At 67.3% G+C, this 23,857-nt stretch carries 22 protein-coding genes; 10 read left to right on the top strand and 12 right to left on the bottom strand.

Translation table 11 applies throughout. The annotated features are described in order from the left end of the window. Nucleotides 1-43: 43 nt before the first annotated feature. The 3 genes from E3T28_RS09120 to E3T28_RS09130 all read right to left on the bottom strand — a co-directional run bounded on the left by E3T28_RS09120 (nt 44) and on the right by E3T28_RS09130 (nt 4,422). Nucleotides 44-2,059 carry a hypothetical protein gene (locus tag E3T28_RS09120; RefSeq protein WP_134429997.1) on the bottom strand — a complete coding sequence of 672 codons (2,016 nt, stop codon included), beginning with the start codon at nt 2,057-2,059 and terminating at the stop codon, nt 44-46. A 25-nt stretch (nt 2,060-2,084) separates the two neighbouring features. Next, a complete protein-coding gene (locus E3T28_RS09125) occupies nt 2,085-2,486 on the bottom strand; it encodes a VOC family protein (protein WP_134430000.1) in 402 nt (133 codons plus the stop codon). Between the two features lie 124 nt (nt 2,487-2,610). Beyond that, nucleotides 2,611-4,422: a DEAD/DEAH box helicase gene (locus E3T28_RS09130; protein ID WP_134430003.1), complete on the bottom strand. Its 1,812-nt coding sequence runs from the start codon at nt 4,420-4,422 to the stop codon at nt 2,611-2,613. A gap of 55 nt (nt 4,423-4,477) precedes the next feature. Here E3T28_RS09130 and E3T28_RS09135 point away from each other — a divergent pair, with 55 nt between their 5' ends. Further along, nucleotides 4,478-6,166 carry a long-chain-fatty-acid--CoA ligase gene (locus E3T28_RS09135; protein WP_134430006.1) on the top strand — a complete coding sequence of 563 codons (1,689 nt, stop codon included), beginning with the start codon at nt 4,478-4,480 and terminating at the stop codon, nt 6,164-6,166. A gap of 6 nt (nt 6,167-6,172) precedes the next feature. Here the strand turns inward: E3T28_RS09135 and E3T28_RS09140 are convergent, their stop codons facing one another. After that, on the bottom strand, nt 6,173-6,670 hold the full coding sequence (locus tag E3T28_RS09140; protein ID WP_134430009.1) for a DNA alkylation repair protein: 498 nt from the start codon (nt 6,668-6,670) through the stop codon (nt 6,173-6,175). Between the two features lie 89 nt (nt 6,671-6,759). Here E3T28_RS09140 and E3T28_RS09145 point away from each other — a divergent pair, with 89 nt between their 5' ends. Next, complete coding sequence (locus tag E3T28_RS09145) at nt 6,760-7,008, top strand: hypothetical protein (RefSeq protein ID WP_134430011.1); 249 nt, start codon at nt 6,760-6,762, stop codon at nt 7,006-7,008. Between the two features lie 506 nt (nt 7,009-7,514). Here the strand turns inward: E3T28_RS09145 and E3T28_RS09150 are convergent. Beyond that, a complete protein-coding gene (locus E3T28_RS09150; RefSeq protein ID WP_134430014.1) occupies nt 7,515-8,465 on the bottom strand; it encodes an FAD-dependent oxidoreductase in 951 nt (316 codons plus the stop codon). A gap of 187 nt (nt 8,466-8,652) precedes the next feature. Between E3T28_RS09150 and E3T28_RS09160 the strand changes: the two genes are divergently transcribed. Further along, nucleotides 8,653-9,495 carry an NAD-dependent epimerase/dehydratase family protein gene (locus tag E3T28_RS09160; RefSeq protein ID WP_134430020.1) on the top strand — a complete coding sequence of 281 codons (843 nt, stop codon included), beginning with the start codon at nt 8,653-8,655 and terminating at the stop codon, nt 9,493-9,495. A gap of 51 nt (nt 9,496-9,546) precedes the next feature. Continuing rightward, a complete protein-coding gene (locus E3T28_RS09165) occupies nt 9,547-11,259 on the top strand; it encodes an alkaline phosphatase D family protein (RefSeq protein WP_134430023.1) in 1,713 nt (570 codons plus the stop codon). A gap of 104 nt (nt 11,260-11,363) precedes the next feature. Here E3T28_RS09165 and E3T28_RS09170 read toward each other — a convergent pair whose 3' ends face one another. Then, nucleotides 11,364-12,899 carry a cellulose binding domain-containing protein gene (locus E3T28_RS09170; RefSeq protein ID WP_166786975.1) on the bottom strand — a complete coding sequence of 512 codons (1,536 nt, stop codon included), beginning with the start codon at nt 12,897-12,899 and terminating at the stop codon, nt 11,364-11,366. 154 nt (nt 12,900-13,053) lie between these two features. Here E3T28_RS09170 and E3T28_RS09175 point away from each other — a divergent pair, with 154 nt between their 5' ends. Beyond that, nucleotides 13,054-13,428, top strand: coding sequence for an MmcQ/YjbR family DNA-binding protein (locus E3T28_RS09175; protein ID WP_134430029.1), 375 nt, complete (start codon nt 13,054-13,056; stop codon nt 13,426-13,428). Here the strand turns inward: E3T28_RS09175 and E3T28_RS09180 are convergent. Further along, a complete protein-coding gene (locus E3T28_RS09180) occupies nt 13,385-14,017 on the bottom strand; it encodes a histidine phosphatase family protein (RefSeq protein WP_134430032.1) in 633 nt (210 codons plus the stop codon). The two genes, E3T28_RS09175 and E3T28_RS09180, sit on opposite strands and share 44 nt — an antisense overlap. Before the next feature lie 115 nt (nt 14,018-14,132). Here E3T28_RS09180 and E3T28_RS09185 point away from each other — a divergent pair, with 115 nt between their 5' ends. Beyond that, on the top strand, nt 14,133-14,459 hold the full coding sequence (locus E3T28_RS09185; protein WP_134430035.1) for an antibiotic biosynthesis monooxygenase family protein: 327 nt from the start codon (nt 14,133-14,135) through the stop codon (nt 14,457-14,459). A 165-nt stretch (nt 14,460-14,624) separates the two neighbouring features. On the opposite strand, the gene E3T28_RS09190 is transcribed toward E3T28_RS09185, so the two are convergent. After that, a complete protein-coding gene (locus E3T28_RS09190; RefSeq protein ID WP_134430038.1) occupies nt 14,625-15,026 on the bottom strand; it encodes a hypothetical protein in 402 nt (133 codons plus the stop codon). A gap of 172 nt (nt 15,027-15,198) precedes the next feature. On the opposite strand from E3T28_RS09190, the gene E3T28_RS09195 reads away from it, so the two are divergent. After that, nucleotides 15,199-16,440 carry an alkaline phosphatase PhoX gene (locus E3T28_RS09195; protein WP_134430040.1) on the top strand — a complete coding sequence of 414 codons (1,242 nt, stop codon included), beginning with the start codon at nt 15,199-15,201 and terminating at the stop codon, nt 16,438-16,440. 19 nt (nt 16,441-16,459) lie between these two features. Here the strand turns inward: E3T28_RS09195 and cls are convergent, their stop codons facing one another. Further along, nucleotides 16,460-17,929 carry a cardiolipin synthase gene (gene cls / locus E3T28_RS09200; protein WP_134430043.1) on the bottom strand — a complete coding sequence of 490 codons (1,470 nt, stop codon included), beginning with the start codon at nt 17,927-17,929 and terminating at the stop codon, nt 16,460-16,462. 27 nt (nt 17,930-17,956) lie between these two features. Next, on the bottom strand, nt 17,957-18,310 hold the full coding sequence (locus E3T28_RS09205) for an Lrp/AsnC family transcriptional regulator (protein ID WP_134430045.1): 354 nt from the start codon (nt 18,308-18,310) through the stop codon (nt 17,957-17,959). Nucleotides 18,311-18,435: 125 nt separating this feature from the next. Here E3T28_RS09205 and E3T28_RS09210 point away from each other — a divergent pair, with 125 nt between their 5' ends. Together E3T28_RS09210 and ctlX are read left to right on the top strand one after the other, a co-directional pair. Then, nucleotides 18,436-19,467: an ornithine cyclodeaminase gene (locus E3T28_RS09210; protein ID WP_134430048.1), complete on the top strand. Its 1,032-nt coding sequence runs from the start codon at nt 18,436-18,438 to the stop codon at nt 19,465-19,467. A 5-nt stretch (nt 19,468-19,472) separates the two neighbouring features. Next, nucleotides 19,473-20,423, top strand: coding sequence for a citrulline utilization hydrolase CtlX (gene ctlX, locus E3T28_RS09215; RefSeq protein WP_198417180.1), 951 nt, complete (start codon nt 19,473-19,475; stop codon nt 20,421-20,423). Nucleotides 20,424-20,663: 240 nt separating this feature from the next. Here ctlX and E3T28_RS09225 read toward each other — a convergent pair whose 3' ends face one another. Next, nucleotides 20,664-22,103: a glycosyltransferase family 2 protein gene (locus E3T28_RS09225; protein ID WP_134430054.1), complete on the bottom strand. Its 1,440-nt coding sequence runs from the start codon at nt 22,101-22,103 to the stop codon at nt 20,664-20,666. Nucleotides 22,104-22,115: 12 nt separating this feature from the next. Continuing rightward, nucleotides 22,116-22,937, bottom strand: coding sequence for an alpha/beta fold hydrolase (locus E3T28_RS09230; protein WP_134430057.1), 822 nt, complete (start codon nt 22,935-22,937; stop codon nt 22,116-22,118). Nucleotides 22,938-23,317: 380 nt separating this feature from the next. On the opposite strand from E3T28_RS09230, the gene E3T28_RS09235 reads away from it, so the two are divergent. Continuing rightward, nucleotides 23,318-23,857: hypothetical protein (locus E3T28_RS09235; RefSeq protein ID WP_206750458.1), on the top strand; the 540-nt coding region annotated here is incomplete at its 3' end.

Below are 23,857 nucleotides of genomic sequence, written 5' to 3' on the forward strand. Positions count from 1 at the left end.
TCACCGAGTTGCGCACCTGGCCGGGCCCGGGCCGCTGGGGCGGTCAGGGCACCAGGGAGTCGACCCACCCGGCAACCCGCAGGAAGTCGAACCCCTCAAACCCGTACCGGTGCTCCAGTGATCGGAAGACCTTGGTGCTCAGCAGGTCACGCTCCTGCTCAGTCAGGTTGCCGAGTTCCGCGGAGCCGAGAATGCCCTCCTCGACGATTTCGGACACGAGCTCGACCTTGTACCGGCTGAGCAGTTCCTCGGCCCAGGGCAGCAGGGAGAGAACCTCGGTGCGGTTCGCCAGTTCGGAGACGCCCAGCAGGGCCAGGGTCCGTAGCCGGCCGGACCCCAGGTAGTCGCCGAGTTCCGCCCTGCTTCCGGCGAAGGTCGACAGACGAAGCGGGCTGGTGATCCCCAAGGCGGCGAATTGCCGGCGATACGGCCGGAGCGGCTCCAGATCCCAGAAATCGGGGCGAGGGCTGCGGGCCAGCTTCTGGAAACGGGAATCGGCATGCAGCCGGACGAGCATCGGGTCCTTCCAGACGAACGAGCGAGGCCGCGGAGCGATCATCGCGTACTCGAGGTGCTCCAGAGCGAGCTCCTCCAGTTCCTTCCGGCGCTCCGGGTTCGTCTGCTCCTCGCTCTGGGCGTAGTGCATGCAGCCCAGATCGTAGCGCACCCACGGCGACGCCGAGATGGCTGCCTCGGTGAGTCGGCTGCCGACCTCCAGGAGGTCCGCTGACCCGCCCAGCGCGACGTAGCCGGTGGCGGCCACCAGACGCATCTTTTGCTCCAGCAGAGGGAGTTCACCGCTCCCGCCCGCCCGCTCGCCCTCCTTCTCTCCCGTGCGGGCATCGATCAGGCGCACGAGCTGCAGCGCTCGATCCCGCGCGCGGCTCGCATCCGGGCCGGTGCTCGGGTCAGGTCCGTGTCCGCCGATGGCGACGAGGTTCACCACGGTGACCACGTAGTTCAGGAGCACACGTTGGTAGTGCAACGCGTAGTCTGCATTCCGGGTGGGGGAGTGTTCCGCCTCGAGGTGCGCCGCCTCGGCGCTGAGCCAGTCCGCGTAGCGGCGGAGTGCGTCGAACTCGGTGACGTAGCGGTTCCGGCGGTACTGCAGCATGAGGCCGGCCGGGTGATTGCCGGGGTCCAGATCGACGGCATGGCCCAGGATGGCGATGGCCCGAGAATCGTCGTCATCGTCACGGAGTTCCGTGGAGGCCACGAAGTGCAGGCCCAGAGACCGCCAGGATGTCGTGCCGGCCAGCCCCGCGACATCCGGATAGCTCGAGGACAGCGCGATCAGTGCAAAGGCCGCCACGAATTTGTCCAGGTCGACGGCCTGGTCGCCGGAGCCGGCCGCGGTCAATCCCAGGTCGGAACGGTTGATCACCCCCGCGTGCAGCTTTCGGCCGTGGCGGGATATGCTCACCGCGAGATTGTCCCGGTCGGTGGCGTCCACGGACAGGCACCAGGGAGTGCCTCCGGCGACGAATCTCGCCGCGGCCTGCAGCGCCGACGCCAGTCGGCCCGGAGCAACGCCGGAGAGCGCGAAATCGGAGAGGGAATCGACATCACTCCCGATGGCGAAGTGCAGTCCCCGAGGTCGGCTCCCGGCGAGCGTCGTCAGGAGGACCAGGACATTCCTGGTGTGCATTGCGGCGGGTTGACCGGCCTCATCACGCACCTCAACGGAAAGTCTGCGGCTTGTCGCCAGGCCGCGAGACAGGCCGACGATCCCGGCGACGATCACCACCGCCCCGGCGACGGCCAGCAGCCCGACGGCGCCGGGGCCGCCCGCGAACAGGACGATCGCCGCCGATCCGCCGAGGATGAGACCCAGGCCCCACCCTCTCAACCGGTCGGTCGTGTGCCGGCTGGGCTCGCCGCTCCACATCACCGGCAGGAACGCCAGGAGCCGGGCCAGAACGAGAGCCGCCACCGCCGACACGAGGATCGCCCAGGCAAGGGCTCCCAACGGCGCCAGCCAACTCGAGAAGAGATCGTCCCAGGACTCGGACCAGTGTTCGGCCCAGGTGACCTCCAGACTCTCAACTGCAGATTGCATGACAATCTCCCGCCGTGAGTCCCCGTTACACGGATGCCGCGACTACGGCGAGCACATTGGCGGCCGGATCCTTGAACCAGGCGATTTCGGCCCGGTTCTCGTCGCCGCGCATGATGCCCTTCGCATCGTTGGGCGGCATGTCGGCCAGAACCTCGTCGCCGTAGATCTTCGTGGTCACACCGCGGGCGTTGAGCTCGTCGACCGTCTTCTCGACGTCATCCGTCACGAAGTTGAGAACGGTGAACGACGCGGGCACGTGGTCGGGCTTGGCGTAAATGAACAGCCGCACGCCGTTGCCGAGCCGAATCTCCAGATTGCCCATCATGCCGTCCTGCACATCGAGACCAAGGGTCTCGCCGTAGAAATTTTTCGCCTCGTCGATGTCGTCCACGGAGAACGAGCTGAAGGCCTCGGAACTGGTGAACATAGCAGTCTCCTTCGTCAGGAACCATTCGGTTCGTCTACGACGATTGCACGCTGCACCGGAGTCGCATAGCCCCATGGCACAGCCCGGGGAGCGGATGCTCCCCGGGCTGTGCCGGTGTGTGGTCCTAGTAGCTGCGTGGCTGGCGCGGCGGGCGCTCGGTGCGACCCTCGCGGCGCACGGGGCCGCCACCGTCGGCGCGGATCTCGATCAGCTTGCCGCTGATGCGCGTGTTCTCCAGACGGCCCAGAACGTCGCCGGGCATGTCGGCCGGCAGCTCGACGAGCGAGTATTCCGGGTTGATCTGGATGTGACCGAAGTCTTCACGGCTCAGGCCACCCTCGTTGGCGAGTGCGCCGACTATTTGGCGTGGCTCCACCTTGTGGCGCTTGCCGACCTCGATGCGGTACGAGGCCATCGCCCGGTTGTTGTCGCGGGGGCGGCGTTCCACCCGCTCGACGCGTTCGCCGCGTTCGCTGCGGTCGTCACGGCGGTCGCCGCGACCGGCGTCCGCGCGGGCACGTTCGGCACGGTCGCCGCGGTCGGCGCGCTCGGGCCGCTGCGCGCGGGCATCCGCCTGGGTGAGCAGCAGGGGAGTCTCGCCCTGGGCGACGACGGCCAAGGCCGCCGCGACATCCGATTCGGGAACGTCGTGGTGCTCGACGTAGTGACCGATGATGTCGCGGAAGGCGCTGATCCGTTCGGCCTGGCCGAGGGCCTCGGTGATGGCATCGTCGAAGCGTGCCAGTCGGGTGACGTTGACGTCCTCGAAGCTCGGCAGCTGCATCTGCGTCAGCGGCTGGCGGGTCGCCCGCTCGATGGCGTTGAGCAGGTGGCGCTCGCGCGGCGTGACGAAGCTGATCGCTGCGCCGCTGCGGCCGGCGCGGCCGGTGCGGCCGATGCGGTGCACGTACGATTCGGTGTCGATTGGGATGTCGTAGTTGACGACATGGCTGATGCGGTCGACGTCGAGGCCGCGCGCGGCGACATCCGTTGCGACCAGGATGTCCAGCTTGCCGGATTTCAGCTGGTTGACGGTGCGCTCGCGCTGCACCTGGGCCACATCGCCGTTGATGGCGGCGGCGGAGTAGCCACGTGCGCGCAGCTTCTCGGCGAGCAGCTCGGTCTCGTTCTTGGTGCGGGTGAAGACGATCATGCCCTCGAAGTTTTCGACCTCGAGGATGCGGGTGAGCGCGTCGACCTTCTGCGGGTACGACACCATCAGGTAGCGCTGGGTCGTGTTCGCGGAGGTCGTGGTCTTGTTCTTGATCGTGATCTCTTCGGGGTCGTTCAGGTACTTCTTGGAGATCCGTCGAATCTGAGGCGGCATGGTCGCCGAGAACAGGGCGACCTGCTTGTCATCCGGGGTGTCGGCGAGGATCGTCTCGACGTCTTCGGCGAAGCCCATCTTGAGCATCTCGTCGGCCTCGTCGAGCACCAGGTACTTCAGCTGGGACAGGTCGAGGGTGCCCTTTTCGAGGTGGTCCATGATGCGACCGGGGGTACCGACCACGATGTGCACGCCGCGGCGCAGGGCGGAAAGCTGGACGCCGTAGCCCTGTCCGCCGTAGACGGGCAGAACGTGCACGCCGCGCATGTGGGCGCCGTACTTCTCGAAGGCCTCACAGACCTGGAGGGCGAGTTCGCGGGTGGGGGAGAGTACGAGTGCCTGCGGGGACTTCTGCGCCATGTCGAGGCGCGCGAGGATGGGCAGCGCGAACGCGGCCGTCTTACCGGTTCCGGTCTGGGCGAGGCCGACGACGTCACGCCCGGCGAGAAGAGGGGGGATGGTGGCAGCCTGGATGGCGGAGGGAGTTTCGTACCCGACGTCCTTCAGCGCCTTGAGCATCGCATCATTGAGCCCGAGGTCGGCGAAGGTTTTCGTGTCGCGGGCAGTATCTGCCTCGCTCTGCGTGGAGGTGGTGTCAGGGGTGTGCATACTACAACGGTAATCCATCGGAGAGAGCCCCCCGTTCGTGCGCGAGGATAAGACCATGTCGACTACGCAGCAGCAGCCCTGGGTAAAGAACTACCAGCCGGGTGTCCCGGCCGAAATCGAGCTCCCCACGGAGTCGCTCGTGGCGATGCTCGAGCGGTCCGTATTCGAGGCCGGCGACCACCCCGCACTGGAGTTCTTCGGGCGCCGCACCACCTACACCGAGCTCGGCGACCAGATCGACCGGGCTGCGGAGGGGCTACGGCACCTCGGGGTGCGTGCGGGCGACCGAGTGGCCCTCATCCTGCCGAACTGTCCCCAGCACGTGGTTGCCTTCTACGCGGTGCTGCGCCTGGGCGCCGTGGTGGTCGAGCACAACCCGCTGTACACCTCGCGGGAACTCCGCCACCAATTCGAGGACCACCAGGCCCGCATCGTGATCGCCTGGGACAAATCCGTGGAATCCGTTCGCGCCTTCCCGCACGACATCGAGATCGACCACATCGTCTCCGTGAACCTGCTCCTGGCGTTCCCGGCCATCAAGCGCCTCGCCCTGCACCTGCCGGTGAAGAAGCTGCGCGAAACCCGCGAGGCCCTCACGGCTGCCGCGCCGGGCACGATCCCGTGGAAGGAACTGCTGAGCCACGACCCGATCGACCCCGAGCATCCCCGCCCGTCGGTCGACGACCTCGCGGCCCTCCAATACACCTCGGGCACCACGGGCCAGCCCAAGGGCGCCATGCTCACCCATTTCAACCTGTACGCCAACGCCCTGCAGGGCGAGGCATGGATGCACGGAGCCGAATACGGCAAGGAGGTCTTCTACGCGATCCTCCCCATGTTCCACGCGTTCGGCATGACCCTCTACCTGACCTACGGCATCCGCAAGCAGGGTCTGCTCGTGCTGTTCCCCAAATTCGACCCCAACCTGATCCTCGATGCCATGAAGAAGTCGCCCGCGACGGTGTACTGCGCGGTGCCGCCGATCTACGAGCGCACCGCGGTGGTCGCGAAAGAGCGCGGAATCTCGCTGCGCTCCTGCAAGTACTGCATCTCGGGCGCGATGAACCTGCCCGACCACGTCGTGGAACTGTGGGAGTCGGTGTCGGGCGGGCTGCTGGTGGAGGGCTACGGCATGACGGAGACGTCACCGGTGGCCCTCGGCAACCCGTTCCACCCCACCCGCCGACCCGGCACCGTCGGCGTGCCCTTCCCCTCCACCCTGATGAAGGTCGTCGACCTGGACGACCCCACGACCCTGGTGGCGCAGGGCGAGCCCGGCGAACTGCTCCTGAAGGGCCCGCAGGTCTTCCAGGGCTACTGGAACAACCCGGAGGAGACCGCGAAGGCCCTCCTGCCCGGAGGCTGGCTGCGCACGGGCGACATCGTGACCGTCGACGCCGACGGGTTCACCACGATCGTGGACCGAGCCAAGGAACTCGTCATCACCGGCGGCTTCAACGTCTCGCCCTCGGAGGTTGAAACGGCACTGCGCCTGCACACGGATATCGTCGACGCGGCCGTCTTCGGCAAGGCTCTCGAACGCGGCGGGGAGATGGTCGTCGCGGCGGTCGAGCTGAAGCCCGGGGCGGCGCTCGATGAGGAGGCCCTCCGGGCCCACTGCCGTGAGCACCTCGCCGCGTACAAGATCCCGCGGCGGATCGTGACGATCGAGGACATGCCCCGCTCGATGCTGGGCAAGATCCTGCGCAAGCAGGTGCGCGAGCAGGTTCTGCCGGAGCTCTGAGACCGGTCAGAGGTCCTGCTCGAGCCGACCCGTCGCGAGCAGGGCGGCCCGGCGCAACCACGGATCGCCGTCCCCGGCCCAACGATCGAGCACGGCCTCTGCCCGGGCGCGGCCCGGCCCATCCAACCGTTTCGTCAGCGGAAGCACCACGTCGACGGCGAGTGGGTCGGCCAGCTCGCGCAGGCCGGCGGTCCGCAGGAAGCCCTCGATCCGGGTCAGGTCGGTGTTGCCGAGCACCCGCACATGCGATTGCAGAAGCACCACGGCCGCGAGCCGGCGCTCGAACACCGGCATCGCCCACAGCTCCGAACTCAACGCGGTGATCTCGTCGTGCGTCAGGCCGGGATGCCGGCGGCCGGCGTCCCGGATCGTGCCGCGCACCGCACCGACCGAGGCGCCGTAGAACCGCAGATCGCTGCCCAGCCGCTCCTTCTCCGCCGCCGCCCGGTACGGATCCCCCTCGGCCTGCAGCGTCGCGTCCACGAAGATCCCGGCCTCACTCACCCCTTCATTCTCGCGTTTCCACAGGCCGGCGGCGCACCCCGGCCGTTACGCTGAGGGCATGACGACGGCATCCGAGAACACCGTGACGGATGCCCGATTCACCTGCCTGCGCCGTGAACCTCGCCGCCGCATTCCCCCTGCTCGCACAGGCGGTCCTGGTCTCCGTGGTCGTCCTGGCCCGGACAACCCCGGTGCTGCTGCCGGTCACGGCCGGTTTCCCCAGTGGGCCGGTGGGTTCCCAGGCCGAAGCGCGGGTCGTCGATCTGGCCGCCGTGAACCTCGGGGCGCCGTCGTCATCCTGCTCGCCTTCTCCGCCCTCCTCCGCCTCGCCGCCGTAACCCCGACGTTCGCCGGCAGCTACCGGCGTGGACTCGCCGCCGCGCGTGTGGAGATCGTGCAGGTCATCCTCGTCACGCTCGGCACCACGCTGTTGGCCGGGCAGGTCCTGTGGGGCGCACTGCTCTTCTCAGCTGGGTGAGGGTGCGTTTCCCGTCGCGGCACTGCAGGCTGATTACCCGCACCGATTTCCGGTGCCGAGCCGTGATCGACACCGGGTGCATCGATGCCTGCGTCTTCTTGATCGTGGCGAAGTGGTGACCGAGGTTCTCCTGCCGCTCGCTGCAGGGCCGGCTTCGAGCATCCGTCACACGGCCAGCCACTCGCATCCGTCGCTACGCAGATGAGGAGATTTTCGCGAAATGCCGGGTCACCCCAGCCTGTCTGAGCGGCGTGTCGCGAAAATCTCCGCGGGTGGCGCGGGCGGCGACAACGGATGCCGGCGTGGGAGCCTCCGAAGGCCGGCGCACCGGGTCTCGACCGGCTCGAGCACCGGGCCGGATCGGGGCTAGGCGAGTGCCTTGGCCACGTCCAGCCCGGAGCGCACGGCCCGGGCGACCCCCGACGGATGCCCGTGGAGCAGCCCACAACCGTCTCCCGCCACGAGGATGCCGGGCTGGTCCGCGCTGCGGTAGAACGTGGTACCAGGCCCCGAACCCACCGCATTCGCGTACCGCCAGCGCTTCAACTCCGAGTCCACGACGCCCGCGCCGGGCAGCAGCCGGATCAGCGCGGCCAGCAGGTCCGCCTGTGAGAACGTGGCGTCCGCCTCCCAGGTCGCTTCGCTCCACAATGGGGTCGCGAAAACCTCGAGCCATACCCGCCCGGCATCGTCCCGGTGCCTGACCCGAATCGTCTCGATGATGCCGTCGGGAGCCGACCGGCCCGCGAGGTGCCCCGCTTCGACACCGGCGGCGACACCGTCGACGACGCAGAGCAGAACGGCCCGCTCGTCGTAGGTCACCTCGTGCAGCTCGGGAGCCACGAAGAGCCCGCTGCCGCGCAGGATCTGGACGCTCTGCGGAACCGGCGCGGTGAGCACCACCGCCCGGCCCCCGATCGGTTCTCCCGAGCCATGCGGCACGACGTGGATGAGCCCCGATTCCTGAACCACCAGATGGGTGACGAACGTGCGCCGCAGCGTGGTGCCACCCGCCCACCGCTCGGCGATGTCACCCGCGGGCTGGTCGAAAGCCCAGTCCTCACAGCCCTCGGTCACAGGCGTGAACCGGGCGCCCGTTCGGAGCATGATCTCCTGCGTCACCTCGGGGTCGTGGCTACGAACCGTGTCAACGGATGGGTTCAGCAGCACTCCGCCGAGCGGCCGGCCGGTCAGGCGCCCGCCCGGGCGCGAGCCCTTGTCGAGGAGGAGAGCCGAACGACCGGCATCCTGCAGATTCCGGGTGATCGTCAGCCCGCACACGCCCGCACCGACCACGACGACGTCCCACGTTTCCATGTCAGGAGGTTAGTGCACACGCCCGCACGTGCCGGCACGTGCCGTGTACCGCGAGCGCAGTCGTACGCTTGGTCCTGGTGCCCTCATCGCCGAGACCCGGCACGGAACCCGCAGCACCGCCCGCAGCACCGCCCGCAGCACCGCCCGCAGCACCGCCCGCAGCACCGCCCACACAGAGGAGTCCCACATGAAGATCGTTGTCACCGGTGGAAGCGGAAAGCTCGGCCGGACCGTCGTGAAGTACCTCGTCGCCGAAGGTCACGAGGTGCTGAACCTCGACCGCGACGGTGCTCGCAGCCACGATCTGGTGGTCGTGGACCTCACGGATTACGGCCAGGTCGTCGACGCTGTCCTCGGTGTCGATGACCGGCACAGCGGCTTCGACGCCATCGTTCACCTCGGTGCGATCCCGGCGCCCGGCCTGGTTCCCGACGTGGCCACGTTCCACAACAACATCCTCTCCACCTATAACGTGTTCCAGGCGGCCCGGCGTGCGGGCATCAAGAAGCTGGTCTACGCCTCTAGCGAGACCGTGCTCGGGCTGCCGTTCGACATCGACCCGCCCTACATTCCCGTGGACGAGGAGTACCCGGCCCGCCCCGAGAGCACGTACTCGCTGGTCAAGCACCTCGAGGAGCAGATGGCGATCCAGCTCACCCGCTGGGATCCGGAGCTGAGCATCACCGCCCTGCGCTTCTCCAACGTCAAGGACCCGGAGGACTACGCGGCCTTCCCCGCCTTCGACGCCGACGCGACCCTGCGCAAGTGGAACCTGTGGGGCTACATCGACGGTCGTGACGGCGCCCAGGCCGTGCTGCGGGCGTTGCAGAACGCGAAGCCGGGCTTCGAGGCGTTTATCATCGCCGCCGCCGACACGGTGATGAGCCGGCCCAATGCCAAGCTGGCGGCCGAGGTCTTCCCGGGCGTCGAACTCCGTGAGGTCGGCGAGAACGACACCTTGCTCTCGATCGACAAGGCTCGACGGATGCTCGGCTACGCGCCCAAGCACAGCTGGCGCGACCACGTGTAGTCGACGTGGCCACGTGTAGCCGACGCACCGGGCAAGCGGTAGAACGGTGGCATGACGATGACACCGCTGGTGCTGGGTCCCATGTTGCGCTACGTGGACGAGATTTCGGCGAGCATCTGGGTCGAGACCCGGGACGAGGCATCCGTCGCGGTCAACGCCGGAAACCGCTCGTGGACGGCCCGGACCTTCGCCGTTCACGGCCACCACTACGCCCTGGTATCCGTCGACGGCCTGCAACCGGGAACAATCACTCCCTACACCGTATCCATCGACGGGTCAGAGGTCTGGCCCGCCGCTGACGCGGTCTACCCGGCCTCCGTCATCACGACGTCGACGCCGGGCGCTTCAATGCGGCTGTCCTTCGGATCGTGCCGAACCAGCGTGCCCCACGACGAGAAGAGCACCCGCACGCACGGAGTGGATGCCCTTCGGGCCTATGCGCTGCAGATGGCTGCGGGCGCCGAGGGCCTCTCCTGGCCCGATCTATTGCTGTTCCTCGGCGACCAGGTGTACGCCGACCTGACCAGTGAGGCGATGCAGGAGTTCATTCGTGCTCGCCGCGACATCCGAGAGCCGCCCGGCGAGGAGTTGGCGGATTTCGAGGAATATGCGCACCTCTACAACCTGGCCTGGTCGGACGAGGCGAACCGGTGGCTGTTGTCCACCGTGCCCGTCGCGATGATCTTCGACGACCACGACGTGCGCGACGACTGGAACGCCTCGCTGAGCTGGAAGCAACGGATGGAGGCCACGTCCTGGTGGCACGGCCGGATCGTGGCCGGGCTGGCCTCGTATTGGGTGTACCAGCACCTTGGGAATCTCTCGCCGGAGGCACGTGCCCGCGACGAGGTGTGGCAGGCAATCGCGGCGCATGACGGCGACGGTGAACTCGACCTCTCCTCGCTGCTCGACGGGTTCGCCGAGCGGTGCGACCGGGAGCCGACCAGTTACCGGTGGAGCTATTGCCGCGACTTCGGCGATGACCGGTTGATCGTCCTTGACTCGCGCGCGGCGCGCGAACTCGATCCCCGGCGGCGTGCCCTGGTGGACGAGCAGGAGACGGCTTGGTTCGACGAACGGATGCAGGGCGGGTTCCGGCATCTGGTGGTGGCGACGTCACTGCCGTTCCTGCTCCCAACGGGACTCCACCATTTGGAGGCCTGGAATGAGGCGATTTCGGAGGGTGCCTGGGGCCGGCCTGCCGCCCGCGTGGGTGAACGCCTGCGCCAGGCGTTCGACCTCGAGCACTGGGCCGCTTTCCAGAGGAGTTTCCGGAGCGTGGCGGCCATCACCACCGACGTCGCCGACGGCAAACGGGGAGCGGCCCCGCAGACCGTGACGTTCCTGTCGGGTGACGTGCATTACTCCTACGTGTCCGAGGTGGAGAGGACCTCCGGGAGCCGCATCATCCAGGCGGTCTGTTCACCGATCCGCAACCCGCTGCCCATCCTGCTGCGCTCCTTCTCCGCCGTGCTCTCCTACGGGGTGTCCACGCGTCTGAGCGCGCTGCTGTCCCGGTCGGCGGGGGTTGCTCCGCCACCGTTCCGCTGGTCGGGCGTCACCGGTCCCTGGTTCGACAACTGTCTGGCGACTCTCGCCGACACCCCCGAGGGGCTGAGGCTCTCCTGGGCCTCCGGAGTCGTTGACGGCGGTGACCCGTTGCATCCGACGTTCACGGAACGCGCGGCGATCACGGTGGCCCCGCGGATCAGCGGATCAGAGGGTCCGTCGAAGGCCGGGCCCCCTGCTCCGCTGTTCTCCTGAGGGCTGCCGACGGTCTCCGCGATCAGTCGGTCGAGGGTAAACCTCAGAGCTCCCGGCCCGGATCCTGGAACGCTGATCGACTGGGTGCCGCACCGCCGTTGCGGTTAGATGGTGGCCGCCACGAACGCCCGGGAGAACGACCACTGCGGGTCGCTCACCCCGGAGCACATGTACGCGGGGATTCCGCCGGTGCACGGCTGGTCCCGGGTCATTTCCCACCAGCCGAGGTAGTTCAGTGCGTTCGCCTTGGCGAAGGTGCCGACCTTGGTCGCGTCGGTGAGCGAGAAGACCTCTCCCGTGTCATTCAGCCCGATCATCGGCGTGATGCCGATCATGGACAGACGTTGGGCATTGGTCAGGCCGGCGTAGGCCGGGATCGCCGCCATCTGCTTCGCAGTCGAGGTTGCCGCGGAGATCGCCGCCGTGCCCATGTCGACCGTGCCGTCGCCGTAGTCCATGGCCATCACGTTGACGGCCGAGAGCGTCACCCCGCCGGCAGCGAACTCCGTGAGCGTGCGCTGGCCGCTCGGGACCAGGCCGTAGGGCATCACGGGGAGAGTCAGGGATACCTGCAGGGGGCGGCCCGCTGCGGCGCGCTGCTTCTGGAGTGCGACGATCGCGACCACGCGACGCGCGTTGGCGGACGGGTCGGAGACGTCGGAACCCTCGATGTCGAAGTCGATCCGGTCCACGTTGTAGCGGTTGACGACCTTCGTGTAGGCGGCGAGCAGGGCTGCGGGGTCGGTGCAGACCCGGGCGAGCTCGTTGTTGACGGCCCCGCCGAACGAGACGATGAACTTCCCGCCGCCGTTCTGGAACGTCGAGATGGACCCGGCGAAGTCCTGGGTTCCACCCACCGTGTACGCGGTGTAACCGGCCCAGGTCGGGCTGCAGTTGCTGGCGCGGTCGGCCACGATGAACGCACCGGTGACGGCCGTGACTCCGGTCGCCGCGGCGAATGCGGAGAGGTCAGCACTCGGCCACAGACCCATGTCCACATAGGGGGCGACAAGGAGGCTGCCTGCCGGTGTGGGTGTGGGTGTGGGTGTGGGTGTGGGTGTGGGTGTGGGTGTGGGTGTGGGGGTCGCGGTCGGAGTCGGCGTGGCCGTCGCAGTCGGAGTGGGAGTGGGAGTGGCCGTCGGTGTCGGTGTCGGTGTCGGTGTGGGGGCCGGAGTCGTCGACCCCGCGCCAGTCACGGAACACGGAATCGACGCGGCCCCGGCCGGAAGGCCGATCACCGTGCAGGCGGTGGGGAACAGCGGCGAGGTGCCCACCTTGAATGAGGTCAGGCCGAATGAGGTTGCTGCTCCGGGGGCGAGTGCGGGAGCCCAGCTCGGCGCCTTCACGGAGAACCCGCCGGTGGCCGGCTGCAGAATCCCGTTCCACAGGGTGTTCACCCTGTTGCCGTAGCTGAAGGAGATCTGCCACGGCTTCAGGGCAGTTGTGGACGAGTTGCGAACCCCGACCTCCGACTGGAAACCGGTCGTCCAGACGTTCGTGTTCTTCCACGTGACGTCGACGCCGGCCGTTGCCGCCGTTGCGGGCAGGGAGCTGACCGCCCCCAGGCCGAGGATGAGGAGAACAGAAGCGCCGAACGCGATCGTCCGGGGTCGCAGCCGCCGGGAGGTGGAATTTTTCACTCGGTGTCCTCGCGTGTTTTGTGAATGCCGTTGAGCGGCCGGGCAGTCAGACGTCAGCGGAAGCTGAGCTGTGGTGAGTACTATCGGCCGTGACGGATCCCCGGTTAGGGGCTGCGACACCGTTTTCACCAACGACGAAGTAGGGTCTGAAGGCATGACACCGGATGCCCTCGCCGACTTCTGCCTGAGTCTCCCGCAAGCGATCGAGACGTTCCCCTTCGGCGAGGAGACGAGCGTGTTCAAGACCAGCGGCAACGGCAAGATCTTCGCCCTCAGCGCCCTCGCCGGCGAACCTTTCACGGTCTCGCTCAAGTGCGACCCGGACGAAAGCCGTGCCCTGCGGGAGGAGTTCCCGAAGCAGATCACACCGGGCTACCACCTCAACAAGAAGCACTGGATCACGATCATGCTGGACGAGCACCTCGACGATGCCCTGGTCGAGCAACTGCTGCGGGACAGCCATGCCCTGGTGCGACCGAAGACGCCTAGAGCGCGAGAAGCTGGGGTCCACCCGGTGAACCCACGCTGAGGCCGGCCCAGGACACGAGGGTCCAGCCTCCGCCGGGGGAACCGGACAACTCCACCATCCCCGTGTTCTCGAGGTCGGTCGTGCCAGCGAACATGGGCGATACATTGACGGCGCGGGCCGCGGTCCACACGCGGATCGCAGCACCGTGGCTGAACACGGCCGCCGTGTCGGCGCCGGCAGCGGCAGAAGCGATATCGGCGTCGAACCGGGTGAAGAAGCTGTTCCCGTCGAGGCCTTCGGGCATTCTGGCCGTGAGGTCGCCGGTGCCCCAGGCCAGAACGGTCTCAAAGTAGGAGTGAACGGATGCCCGGTCGCTGCGGCCCTCGAGTGCCCCTGCTTCGATCTCGTGCAGCCCGGTGGCCACCTGCACGTCCAATCCCCGGTCGACCGCCAGCGGCTCGGCCGTGAGCTGGGTGCGCACGAGCGTCGACGCGTAAATGGCGTCGATGGACTCGCGGCGAAGGGCATCCGGAATCACTGAGGCCTGCCGGGATCCGAGCTCGGTCAGGCCGGGACCCGGGTGAGCGGTGTCGAGCTGGCCGAGCACATTGGCGGGCGTCTGGCCGTGACGGATCAGGAAGAGTCGCATGGTCCCCCAGCATAGGCATCGGGGCCGGTGAGAGCCCGCAGAGGGCCAGGTCCTCCCAGCCGAGGGTGACAGCATGGAGGAAGCAGACAGCGCATCCACGATATGGAGAAACCCCATGACGATCATCAAAATCAACGCCATCACCGTGCCCGGCGACAACGGCGACGAGCTGGCCCGCCGGTTCGCCGCCCGCGCCGGTGCGGTCGACGGCCGACCGGGTTTCGAGGGTTTCGAACTGCTCAAGCCGACGGATGACCGCAGCACCTGGCTGGTCGTCACCCGCTGGGCCGACGAGGAGTCGTTCCAGGCGTGGCTGACCTCACCCTCCTTCGCCCAGGGTCACCGTGGCGACGCCCCCACCGAGGGTGACGCGCCGGCCCGGCCGGTGGGCCTCAGCAGCGAACTGTGGTCCTACGAGATCGCGGGCGGCTCGCAGGCCTGAGCACGACCGAACGCCTCCCGCAGGCCCGGTGCGTAACACTTCGAATGCGCCGAGACCTGCCGGTTGAGCTGGGCCGATGAGCCAACCCCGTGCGAACGACGCCCTGCACTCCGACGCCGTGCGACCGGACCGCCGCGCGCAGAGGGGCAGACCGGAAGCGCAGCACTAGCGTCCGGGGGTGGGCGTCTCGGTGCCGGTCGTGAAGACGAGTCCGACGGACTGGCCCGGCTGCAGCTCGACGGTGCCGAAGCCCTCCTGGGCGTACTCCCACTCCGCGGTGCCCTCGGTGGTCACGCCGGCGGTCTCCAGGACCGTGCTCGCCGCGATCGTTTCCGCGGTGCCGGAATCGGCGCCGGTGTCGACGCAGTCCGTGATCTCGGGGGCGTCGAGCGCTCCGAAGTCGACGATGACGCTCACGCCGGCACAGGTCCCGTCGGCCGGAGCGGCCGGAGCGGTGGGGGAGGTGGACGCGGAGGGGGTGGTGTCGGTCTCGGGAACGCCGGTGGCGCATCCGCCCAGTGCCAGCGCTCCCATCAGGGTCAGGGTGGCCAGTGCTGTCAGCCTCATGCGCTCCAGAATGCCGAGCGGCCGACGAGGCCTGGCTTCTGTTACGCGCCGTGCCGGGGGCACCGGGTGTTCACCGGGCCGACATCGCCCGGAAACCGGTCGACCTCCGCGCGTCGATTCCGCCTCCTAGGGTCGTTGTCGTTGTCTCCCAACCTCATGAAGGAGTATCGCCTTGCGCAAGAAGATCGCTGTCTTTGCCCTCACCGCCACCGCCACGGCCACCGCGGTCGTCGGCATCGCCCCCGCCGCGCTGGCCGCGACGGGCCCGTTCGATTTCGTGCCTCTCGCCGGTTCCGCCTACGAGCAGGGCAGCACCGACTGGACCCAGCCGTACGTGGTCCCCGAGGGCTTCACCCAGACCCTCGTGCACGACGAGACCGTGCTCGACGTCTATCCCGGTGTCGACGACCTGCACGACATGAACACCCAGAACGAGACCGGCGTCCAGGCCGGCCGCTACCTCTACAACACCTACGAGGTCGGCTCGAACGGTGCCGTCTCCGTGACCGACCTGAAGACCGGCGCGGTCAGCGTCATCGCGCAGCGCCCGGACTGGAACCGTCTTGACGGCATCCGCTGGACCCCGTGGGGCAGCCTGCTGGTCACGGAGGAGACAGCCGGCGGCAAGGTCTTCGAATTGTTCTTAGCGAAGAACGACCCGACCTCGGTGGAGCGCATCGAGGAACGCACCGAGCTCGGAGCACTCCGCCACGAGGGAATCGACGTCGCGTCCGACGGCTCCGTCATCGTCATCGACGAACTCAACGGCGGCTCGATCTTCAAGTTCGTGCCGACCGTTCGCGGCGACCTCTCCGCGGGCCGGCTGCACGCCCTGAGGATCACCGGGCTGACGGATGCCGCGCAGAAGTGGAACCCGGCCACCTTCGCCGAGAAGGTGGGCGCCTTCGAATGGGTGGCCCTCGACCAGGCACAGGTGCGGGTTGACGCGGATGTCGCGGCCAACAACGTCAGCGCCACTGAGTTCGGTCGCCCGGAAGACGTCGAGATCATCGGCCAGACCCTCTACGTGGCCAATACCTCGGAGGAGAGGGTGGTCGCGATCGACCTCTCGAAGCTCACCGTCAGCAGCTTCGTCGAGGCGGGTGTCAACGTGCCGATCGAAGACAAGGCCGCCGGGGTCAGCGGGTTCAACAACCCGGACAACCTCGCAGAGGGCCCCGACGGCGCCCTCTGGATCACGGAGGACAACAGTTTCAGCGACATCTTCCGGGCCGGTAAGGACCGGGACCACGACGGAGCCTCGGACAACGTCGAGCTCTTCGCGTCCCTGACGGACGAGGGCGCCGAGACCACCGGGATCTACTTCGGCAAGAACCCGAAGGAGCTGTTCGCATCGGTGCAGCACCCCGACAAGGACCTCGCCGACGGTATCTGGAAGATCACCCGCGACTAGTTCGACCCTCGGAGGCAGGCTACTGCAGGGCCGAGGTCAGCCGGGCAAGACCGTCGAGGGCGGTCTTGCTGCGGGGCTCCTTGTTCCAATCCGCCAGCGTCAACTCTCGGCTGACCTCCCGGTAGCCTGCCTCCACTTCCCGCATTCGGTCGACGAACGTGCGTCCGCGCACCATCAGGGAGACCTCGTAGTTGAGGACGAATGAGCGGATGTCCATATTGCTGGACCCGATCACGGCCACGTCCTCGTCGATTGAGAAGTGCTTGGCGTGCAGGATGTACGGTGCCGGATAGAGCCAGATCCGCACTCCCGCCTGCAGAAGTGCCCCGTAGTACGAGCGCTGGGCGTGGTACACCGACGCCTGGTCGCCGATCTCGGACACGAAGAGCTGCACGTCGAGACCCCGCTGGCGCCCCGATGTGATGGCGTACATCATCGCCTCGTCCGGCACGAAGTACGGGCTGGTGATGATGATGCGCTCCTGCGCGGAGTACAGCAGCGCGAGGAAGAGCCGCAGGTTGTTCTCACCCTCGAAGCCCGGGCCGCTGGGCACGACCTGGCAGTCCAGCGCATCCGTCGACCTGTCCCGCCGGACCTCGTCGGCAGGCACTCGTTCGTTCAGGATTTCGTCGGTTTCGCTGTACCAGTCCGAGAGGAAGATCGCGTTGATCCCGCTGACCGCCGGCCCGGTCACCCGGGTCACCAGCTCCTGCCAGGCCAGCCCGCGCCTGACGTTCTTCTCCGCGCGGTAGCTGCGGTCGATCAAGTTCTGGGACCCCATGTACGCCACCCGGCCGTCGACGACGACGATCTTGCGATGGTTGCGCAGATCGGGGCGCTGATACTTGCCCGTGAACGGCTGCACGGGCAACATGAAGCTCCACTTTGCGCCGATCCGGTCGAGTTCGGCGAATGTCTCCTTGTGGCCGACGGTGCGAATGGATGCGATGTGGTCGAGCAGGACCCGCACCCGCACCCCCCGCTTCACGGCCGCTTCCATGGCCGCGAAGAAGTGCTTCGTGGTGTTGTCGAACGAGACGATGTAGAACTCCACGTGCACGAACTCCGTTGCCGTGTGGATATCGGCGGCCATCGCCTCGATGGAGGCGTTGTAGTCCCCGATCAGGGTCGCGTTGTTGCCGCCCGCGATGGGAACCGCGCCCAGGTGGAGGTTGAGCTCGACCACCGAGGCGAACCACGGCGGCCAGGAGTCCCGGTCGGAGACCAGGTCCGTGTCCGTGGCTGCTTCGGAGATCATCCGGTTGATCTCCCTCTGCTTCTCCCGACGGGCCCGGGGCAGCTTCGGGCTGCCCAGCAGCAGGAAGAAGAAGATCCCCACGAAGGGGATGAAGAAGATAGCCAACAGCCAGGCCATGGCGGCCGTCGGCTTGCGATCGCGGGGGATGATGATCAGCGCCGTGATCCGGATGACCAGGTCGATCAGCACCAGGCCCCACCCGACCAGGATGGTTGTCTCTTGTGGGTCCATTGTCTGCACTCTCCCCATGCCGCGTCGTCAAGAAGCTGGCATGAATGTAGCGCGGGTGAGGCGGTGAGGTGCGGGAATCCTCAGTTCTGGGACAGCCCTCGGGTTCCCGGAAGTTCCTCGCTCGACACCGAGCTGAGCAGCAGGCTCGTCTCGTCCCTCCACCTCGATCAGGGTGATCGCCCGAATGGAGTTCGGGTCGCGGTCCTCCCGGATCCGCACGCAGAAGCCCACGACGGTGCCCGAATCGATCAGCCGCTTGAGCCGGCTGGTGATCGTGGACTGCGTGACTCCGAGGTCGTGGGTGAGGCTGGCCACCGGCTCGCGGCCGTTCACGCGGAGGGCGGACTGTAGGCGGCGGTCGAGTTCATCGAGGGGATACATTACTCACAGTGTGAATGCGAGGTGAGCATTATGCGCGAACCTTTGCGCAGATTGCGGCGATAAACGAATAGCGGCTGCACATCGCCCATGCCTAGGGTTGAAGATCTGATCGAGGGGAGACGCACGTGGTGCGCTTTGTAGACGTAGGAAACATCAATCGCTGGGCCGCCGAGACGGGTGTCGAACGCATCCTTACCGACATGGTCGAGTACCTCGAACGGGACTTCCGCCGCTGGCCCACCTTCGACAAGGCGCCGCGGGTGGCCAGCCACTCACCGCTCGGTGTGATCGAGCTCATGCCCACGAGCGACGGCGTCACCTACGGCTTCAAGTACGTCAACGGACATCCGTCGAACCCGTCGCGAGGCCTGCAGACCGTGACCGCGTTCGGCGTGCTCGCCGACGTTCAGAGCGGCTACCCCACGTTCTGGTCCGAGATGACCGTGCTCACGGCCTTCCGCACCGCCGCGACCTCGGCCATGGTCGCCCGGGCGCTGGCCCGCCCCGACGCCCACACCATGGCCATGATCGGCACGGGAACCCAGTCCGAGTTCCAGGCGCTTGCCTTCCGCGGGCTCCTCGGCATCAACCGGCTGCGCGTCTGGGACACCGATCCGGACGCCATCGCCAAGTTCGTGCGCAACCTGGCCCCACTCGGTTTCGAGATCGTCGTGGCCACCGGGGCGACGGATGTCGTCACCGGCGCCGACATCATCACCACCTGCACCGCTGACAAGGCGAATGCCACCGTGCTGACCGACGCCATGGTCGCCCCCGGCGTGCACATCAACGCCATCGGCGGCGATTGCCCCGGCAAGACCGAACTCGACATGGGCATCCTGCACCGCGCCGACGTCTTCGTGGAATTCACCGCGCAGACCCGGATCGAAGGTGAAATCCAGCAGATGCACCCCGAATTCCCGGTCACCGAGATCTGGCAGGTGCTCGTGGGCGAGGCGACCGGCCGCACCTCGGCCGAGCAGATCACGGTCTTCGACTCCGTGGGCTTCGCCATCGAGGACTTCTCGGCGCTCCGCTTCCTGCAGGACGCCGTCGACCAGACCTCGTTCTACACCGACATCGACCTCGTCGCCGACCCCGATGACCCGAAGGACCTCTTCGGTCTGGTCACCGCGGGCGCGCCCGTTCTCGTCTGACCCTGGTGACCGTGCAGGCCCCGTCGGCCGTGGTGCTCATCCGGCCGCACTTCTTCTCGCCGAACCCGGAGACGGCCCACGACAACGCGTTCCAGTCGCGCGATGCCGGGCACGACGCCGCCCTGGTGGCCGAGGCCGCCTACGCCGAGGTCACTGCGGTGGCCGGCGCCCTGGAGGCGCACGGCATAGCGGTGCACCTGTTCGACGACGACGGACCGGGCCGGCCCGACAGCGTGTTCCCCAACAACTGGATCTCCACCCACGCCGGGGGCCACGTGGCGCTCTATCCGATGCACGCACCGAACCGGCGCACCGAGCGCCGCGGCGACATCGTCGAGATGCTCAAGCAGCGCTACCGCGTGCAGGACGTCGTCGACTACTCCGGGCTCGAACTCGACGACGTCTTCCTCGAGGGAACCGGCGCGATGGTGCTCGACCATGCGGCGCGCATCGCCTATGTGGCACGGTCGAGGCGCGCCGACCCGATCGCGCTGGAACGGTTCTGCACCAACTTCGGCTACGAGCCCATCGTCTTCGACGCCTCAGACGAGAACGGCACCCCGATCTACCACACCAACGTCATGATGTGCATCGCCACGGACTTCGCCTTGGTCGGGTTGGACCTGATCGAGTCGGCCGCCCGGCGCCGCCACGTCGTGGAGCGCCTGGCTACACAGGATCGACAGGTTCTGGACCTGGACCGCGACCAGATCCGCAACTATGCCGGCAACGCCATCGAACTGCACGGCCGGAACGGACGGGTGCTTGCGCTCTCGCGTCGCGCCCTCGCCAGCCTGTCTGCCCAGCAGCGCCGGGTCATCGAGCAGAGCTGCACGATCCTGCCGCTCGACGTGCCCACGATCGAGCTTGCCGGTGGCTCAGTGCGCTGCATGCTCGCCGGGGTCCACCTCGACCGCCGGGCCGTGCTCGCTAGTCCCGCTGCTGTGGCCGCCTGAGAGAGCAGTCGTGGGACGCGAGATGCGTCCGTCCGGATGGATGCTCCGAGTTTCAGCTCGGCGGTTACGCCCGACTAGCCAATCCATCGGATGCACCTTCGGGAGGATCTTCGCGACCGCGAGTGCGGCGAACATGACCGTATTGATCGCGACGAATGCCGCAAGGATGGCGAATTCGTCCGACTGCAGCACCGAGGAAGGCAGGAGAAGTCCGGTCGGAACCAGGTGGTTCATAATGGATCAGGCCGCTCTCTGCAGATCGTCGTTGGGCGAGGAGCGGATTATGTCGCCCCATTGAGCCTGCCGGCCCAGGGTGATGTCGACGATCCCCTTGACGTAGACGAGGTCGAGGAAGACATCGAAGAGCAGTTCGGGGATGAGCGAAAACGCCAGCAGGCGTGCCCGTGTCCCGCCTGTCCAGACCGACACGACACGTTCAGCGATGAAAACGATGCCGAGGCCCAACCAGAACGGAAACCAGACCCAGGAATCGATTGCCAGGAGCGTGACGAGCACGAGCAACAGGAACGCGCTGAGCGCGATGACGCTGTAGCCCAGGCCCAGCTGCTGGGCCCAGTAGCGAAAGGTCGACGGTGAGACGCCGTAGGCGCCGATGTTCTCCAGCGCACCCCGCTGCCAACGCAGACGTTGCACCCACAGAGCGCGCAGAGTCGGCATTACCTCGGTGACGACCGTGCATTCCGAGGGAGAGATGATGAGGGCGCCGAGCGATTTCAGGGCGATGGTGAGCTCGTTGTCTTCCGTGAGAGCAGCCGTGTCATAGACGTCCCCGCTGGTGCCCGGGATCGTGTCGCCGCGGCTGTCTGCCACCGTGCGCAAGGCGACTGGTCGGAACAGTGAAGCGGTGCCGGTGAGTACGAACACGTGGCCCCGGCGCCGCCGGATGTCACGGGAGTAGCGAATGTACTCATTGCGCTGGAACTGGCCCAACACTCCGGCACCTTCCTCGCCGTAGAACAACCCACCGACTGCCATCAGCGCTCGATCGCTGGTGAATCTCTGGACGGCGGCGGCCAGGAACCCGTCGTCGAGGGTTGTGTCGGCATCCAGCACCATGACGAGGTCGTTGTCGCCCTGGCCGGGGAGCAGTATCTTCAAGATCTGATTGAGCGCCCCGGCTTTCTTGAACCTGTTTTCGTGAGACTCGAAGACCTCCACCCCCAGGGACCGGGCGATGTCCACGGTTCCATCGGTACAGTTATCGGCCACGACCACGACGCGTTCCGGGCGGTGCGATTGGGCGAGCAGCGATGTCAGGGTCGCAGAGATCGATGCCTCTTCGTTGTACGCCGGCACCAGCACGGTCACGGTCACCGGTCCGGCAAAGACACCGCGCGTTTTCGCCATCACGATTCCGGCCGAGAGGGGAGTCGTGCGCGGGTTCAAGGACCGACGGGCCTTACTCGACGTTCTTCGTTCGAGCAGTGTAATTCCTGCGGCGAAAAGGAAGGCCAGAGCGACGGCACCGAGAATAATTCGCGGTGTCGGCGCGGCCAAGTCGTAGAGCACGCTCCAGAGGCCGAGGAGGAGTCCCTGCGACGGCGTGTCTCCGGCAGCCGGTTCTCCGACCGCAACGACGAACAACAGGAGGGCGGCTGCGCCCCCAGCGAGAAGCGCTATGACGACTCCGACGCCGCGATCGAATGTTTTTGCACCCACGAGCGCACATTATCAGAGCAGTGGCACCTCGGCCGTCGTGCCGTTGCCGCTCCCGCTCCCGCCGCGAAAGAATTCGATCGCCGCCTCCCGGAAAGCGCGGGACGTCGGCGCGTTGAAGTGATTGCGCCCGGGGATCTCGAAGAATCCCCCGTACGGAGTGGCCGCGGCGAGTGTCTTCGAGGCCTCGAGGATGCTGTCCTTACTCCCGGTGGCGAAGAGCACGGGCTGTGCCGGCGCGTTCTCGGCACCGGGCTGGGGACCGCCGCGCATGCCCTCGACGAGGGCCACGAGGGCCTTGAGATCGTTGCCGGGGAGCGCGCGGGCCATGGTCAGGTAGGCGCCGGTGAGGCGGTCGTCGACCTCGGTGCCGTGCTCGAGGTGAGCGCGGGCATCCGTGACCTTGAAGCGTTTGAGAGGGTCGCCGTCGGGGATACCGCCGAGCACCGCCCGCGAGATGCGGCCCTCTAATTCGCGGGCGGCCTGCCAGCCCACGCGGGCGCCGAGGGAGTAGCCCGCGTAGCAGACCTCGTCGAGCAGGTAGGCGTCGAGCACCTGCAGCACGTCGTCGACGAGTGCCTCCATCGTGTAGTCGGCGGGGGAGCTGGGCTTGTCGCTGAGCCCGTGCCCACGCTGGTCGATGGCGATCACGTGGAAGCCGGCGCGGATGAGATCGCGCGTCCAGCCGGTGACGTGCCAGTTGGCGACGGCGCTGGAGGCGAAGCCGTGCACCGCGAGCACGGTCGGAGCGCTCGAATCTCCGAATTCGTAGGTGGCCAGGTTGACCCCGTCGGTCGAATAGACGAAACGGTGCGGGGGTGCGGTGCGTTGTGACATCACGGACCATTGCACCACGAACACCGGGAATCAGATCCACGAGATCGTGATTTGGACAATCCCGCCACACTTTGTTGCCAGCACTTTGCCAGCCATAAATGAGGATTTATCCAGATTACAAGGGCATTCTGGCAACTTCGCCCGGTCGGGACCCCGACCGTGGAACGTCGAACAAGAATCGTGAGCGCAGCCGCACGAGCGATTCGCCCTGTGAAGGTATGACCAACTCAAACTCGTCCTCTCCTCTGTCCGACGTCTTTTCCAGTTCACACTCTGATTCAGAAACCACGCCCAGCGGTGCGGCAACCGCGCTCGGCACCGACATCGGTTACACCCGCCATCAGGAAACGCGTCGTCGGCGCGGCCGCAGCCGCCTTTTCATGGCCGGCTCCGTCATCGCCGTCGGCGCCGTCGTGGTGAGCGGGTTCTCCGCCCAATCCGCCTCGCAATCCGCCGCGGCCGAAGAAAAAGAGCGCCTCGCCGTCACCGCTGTGCTGGCGAGAGCCACCGGCCCACACCCCGAGCAGGCAGGCAGCCTGGCCGGAGTGGTCCCGGCCCATGCCTCCGCGAGCGCTCGGACCACCCTGGCCGGCGCCAACGGTGTCATCATGGCGGCCCAGGGGAAGACGGATGCGACGGGGCTCTCGAGCACCGTCGCTTCGCTCAGCGAATACAGGCGTTTGACCCCCGAGCGGGTCTTCGATCTCGTGGAGCAAGTCAACGCCGAAGCCGAGGTGGTGAAGGCGTCGACCGCCGAGGCCGACCGCATCGCCGCGGAGCAGGCTGCTGCCGCTGCCGCTGCCGCTGCAGTCCAGGCTGCCGCGGAGGCCCAGGCGGCGGCCGATGCCGCGGCAGCCCAGGCCGCGGCCCAGGCGAAGGCGGCCGCGCCGCAGCCCGCCGCTCCGGCACCGAAGCCGGCC

The organism is Cryobacterium sinapicolor, from assembly GCF_004403465.1.
Taxonomy (GTDB): domain Bacteria; phylum Actinomycetota; class Actinomycetes; order Actinomycetales; family Microbacteriaceae; genus Cryobacterium; species Cryobacterium sinapicolor.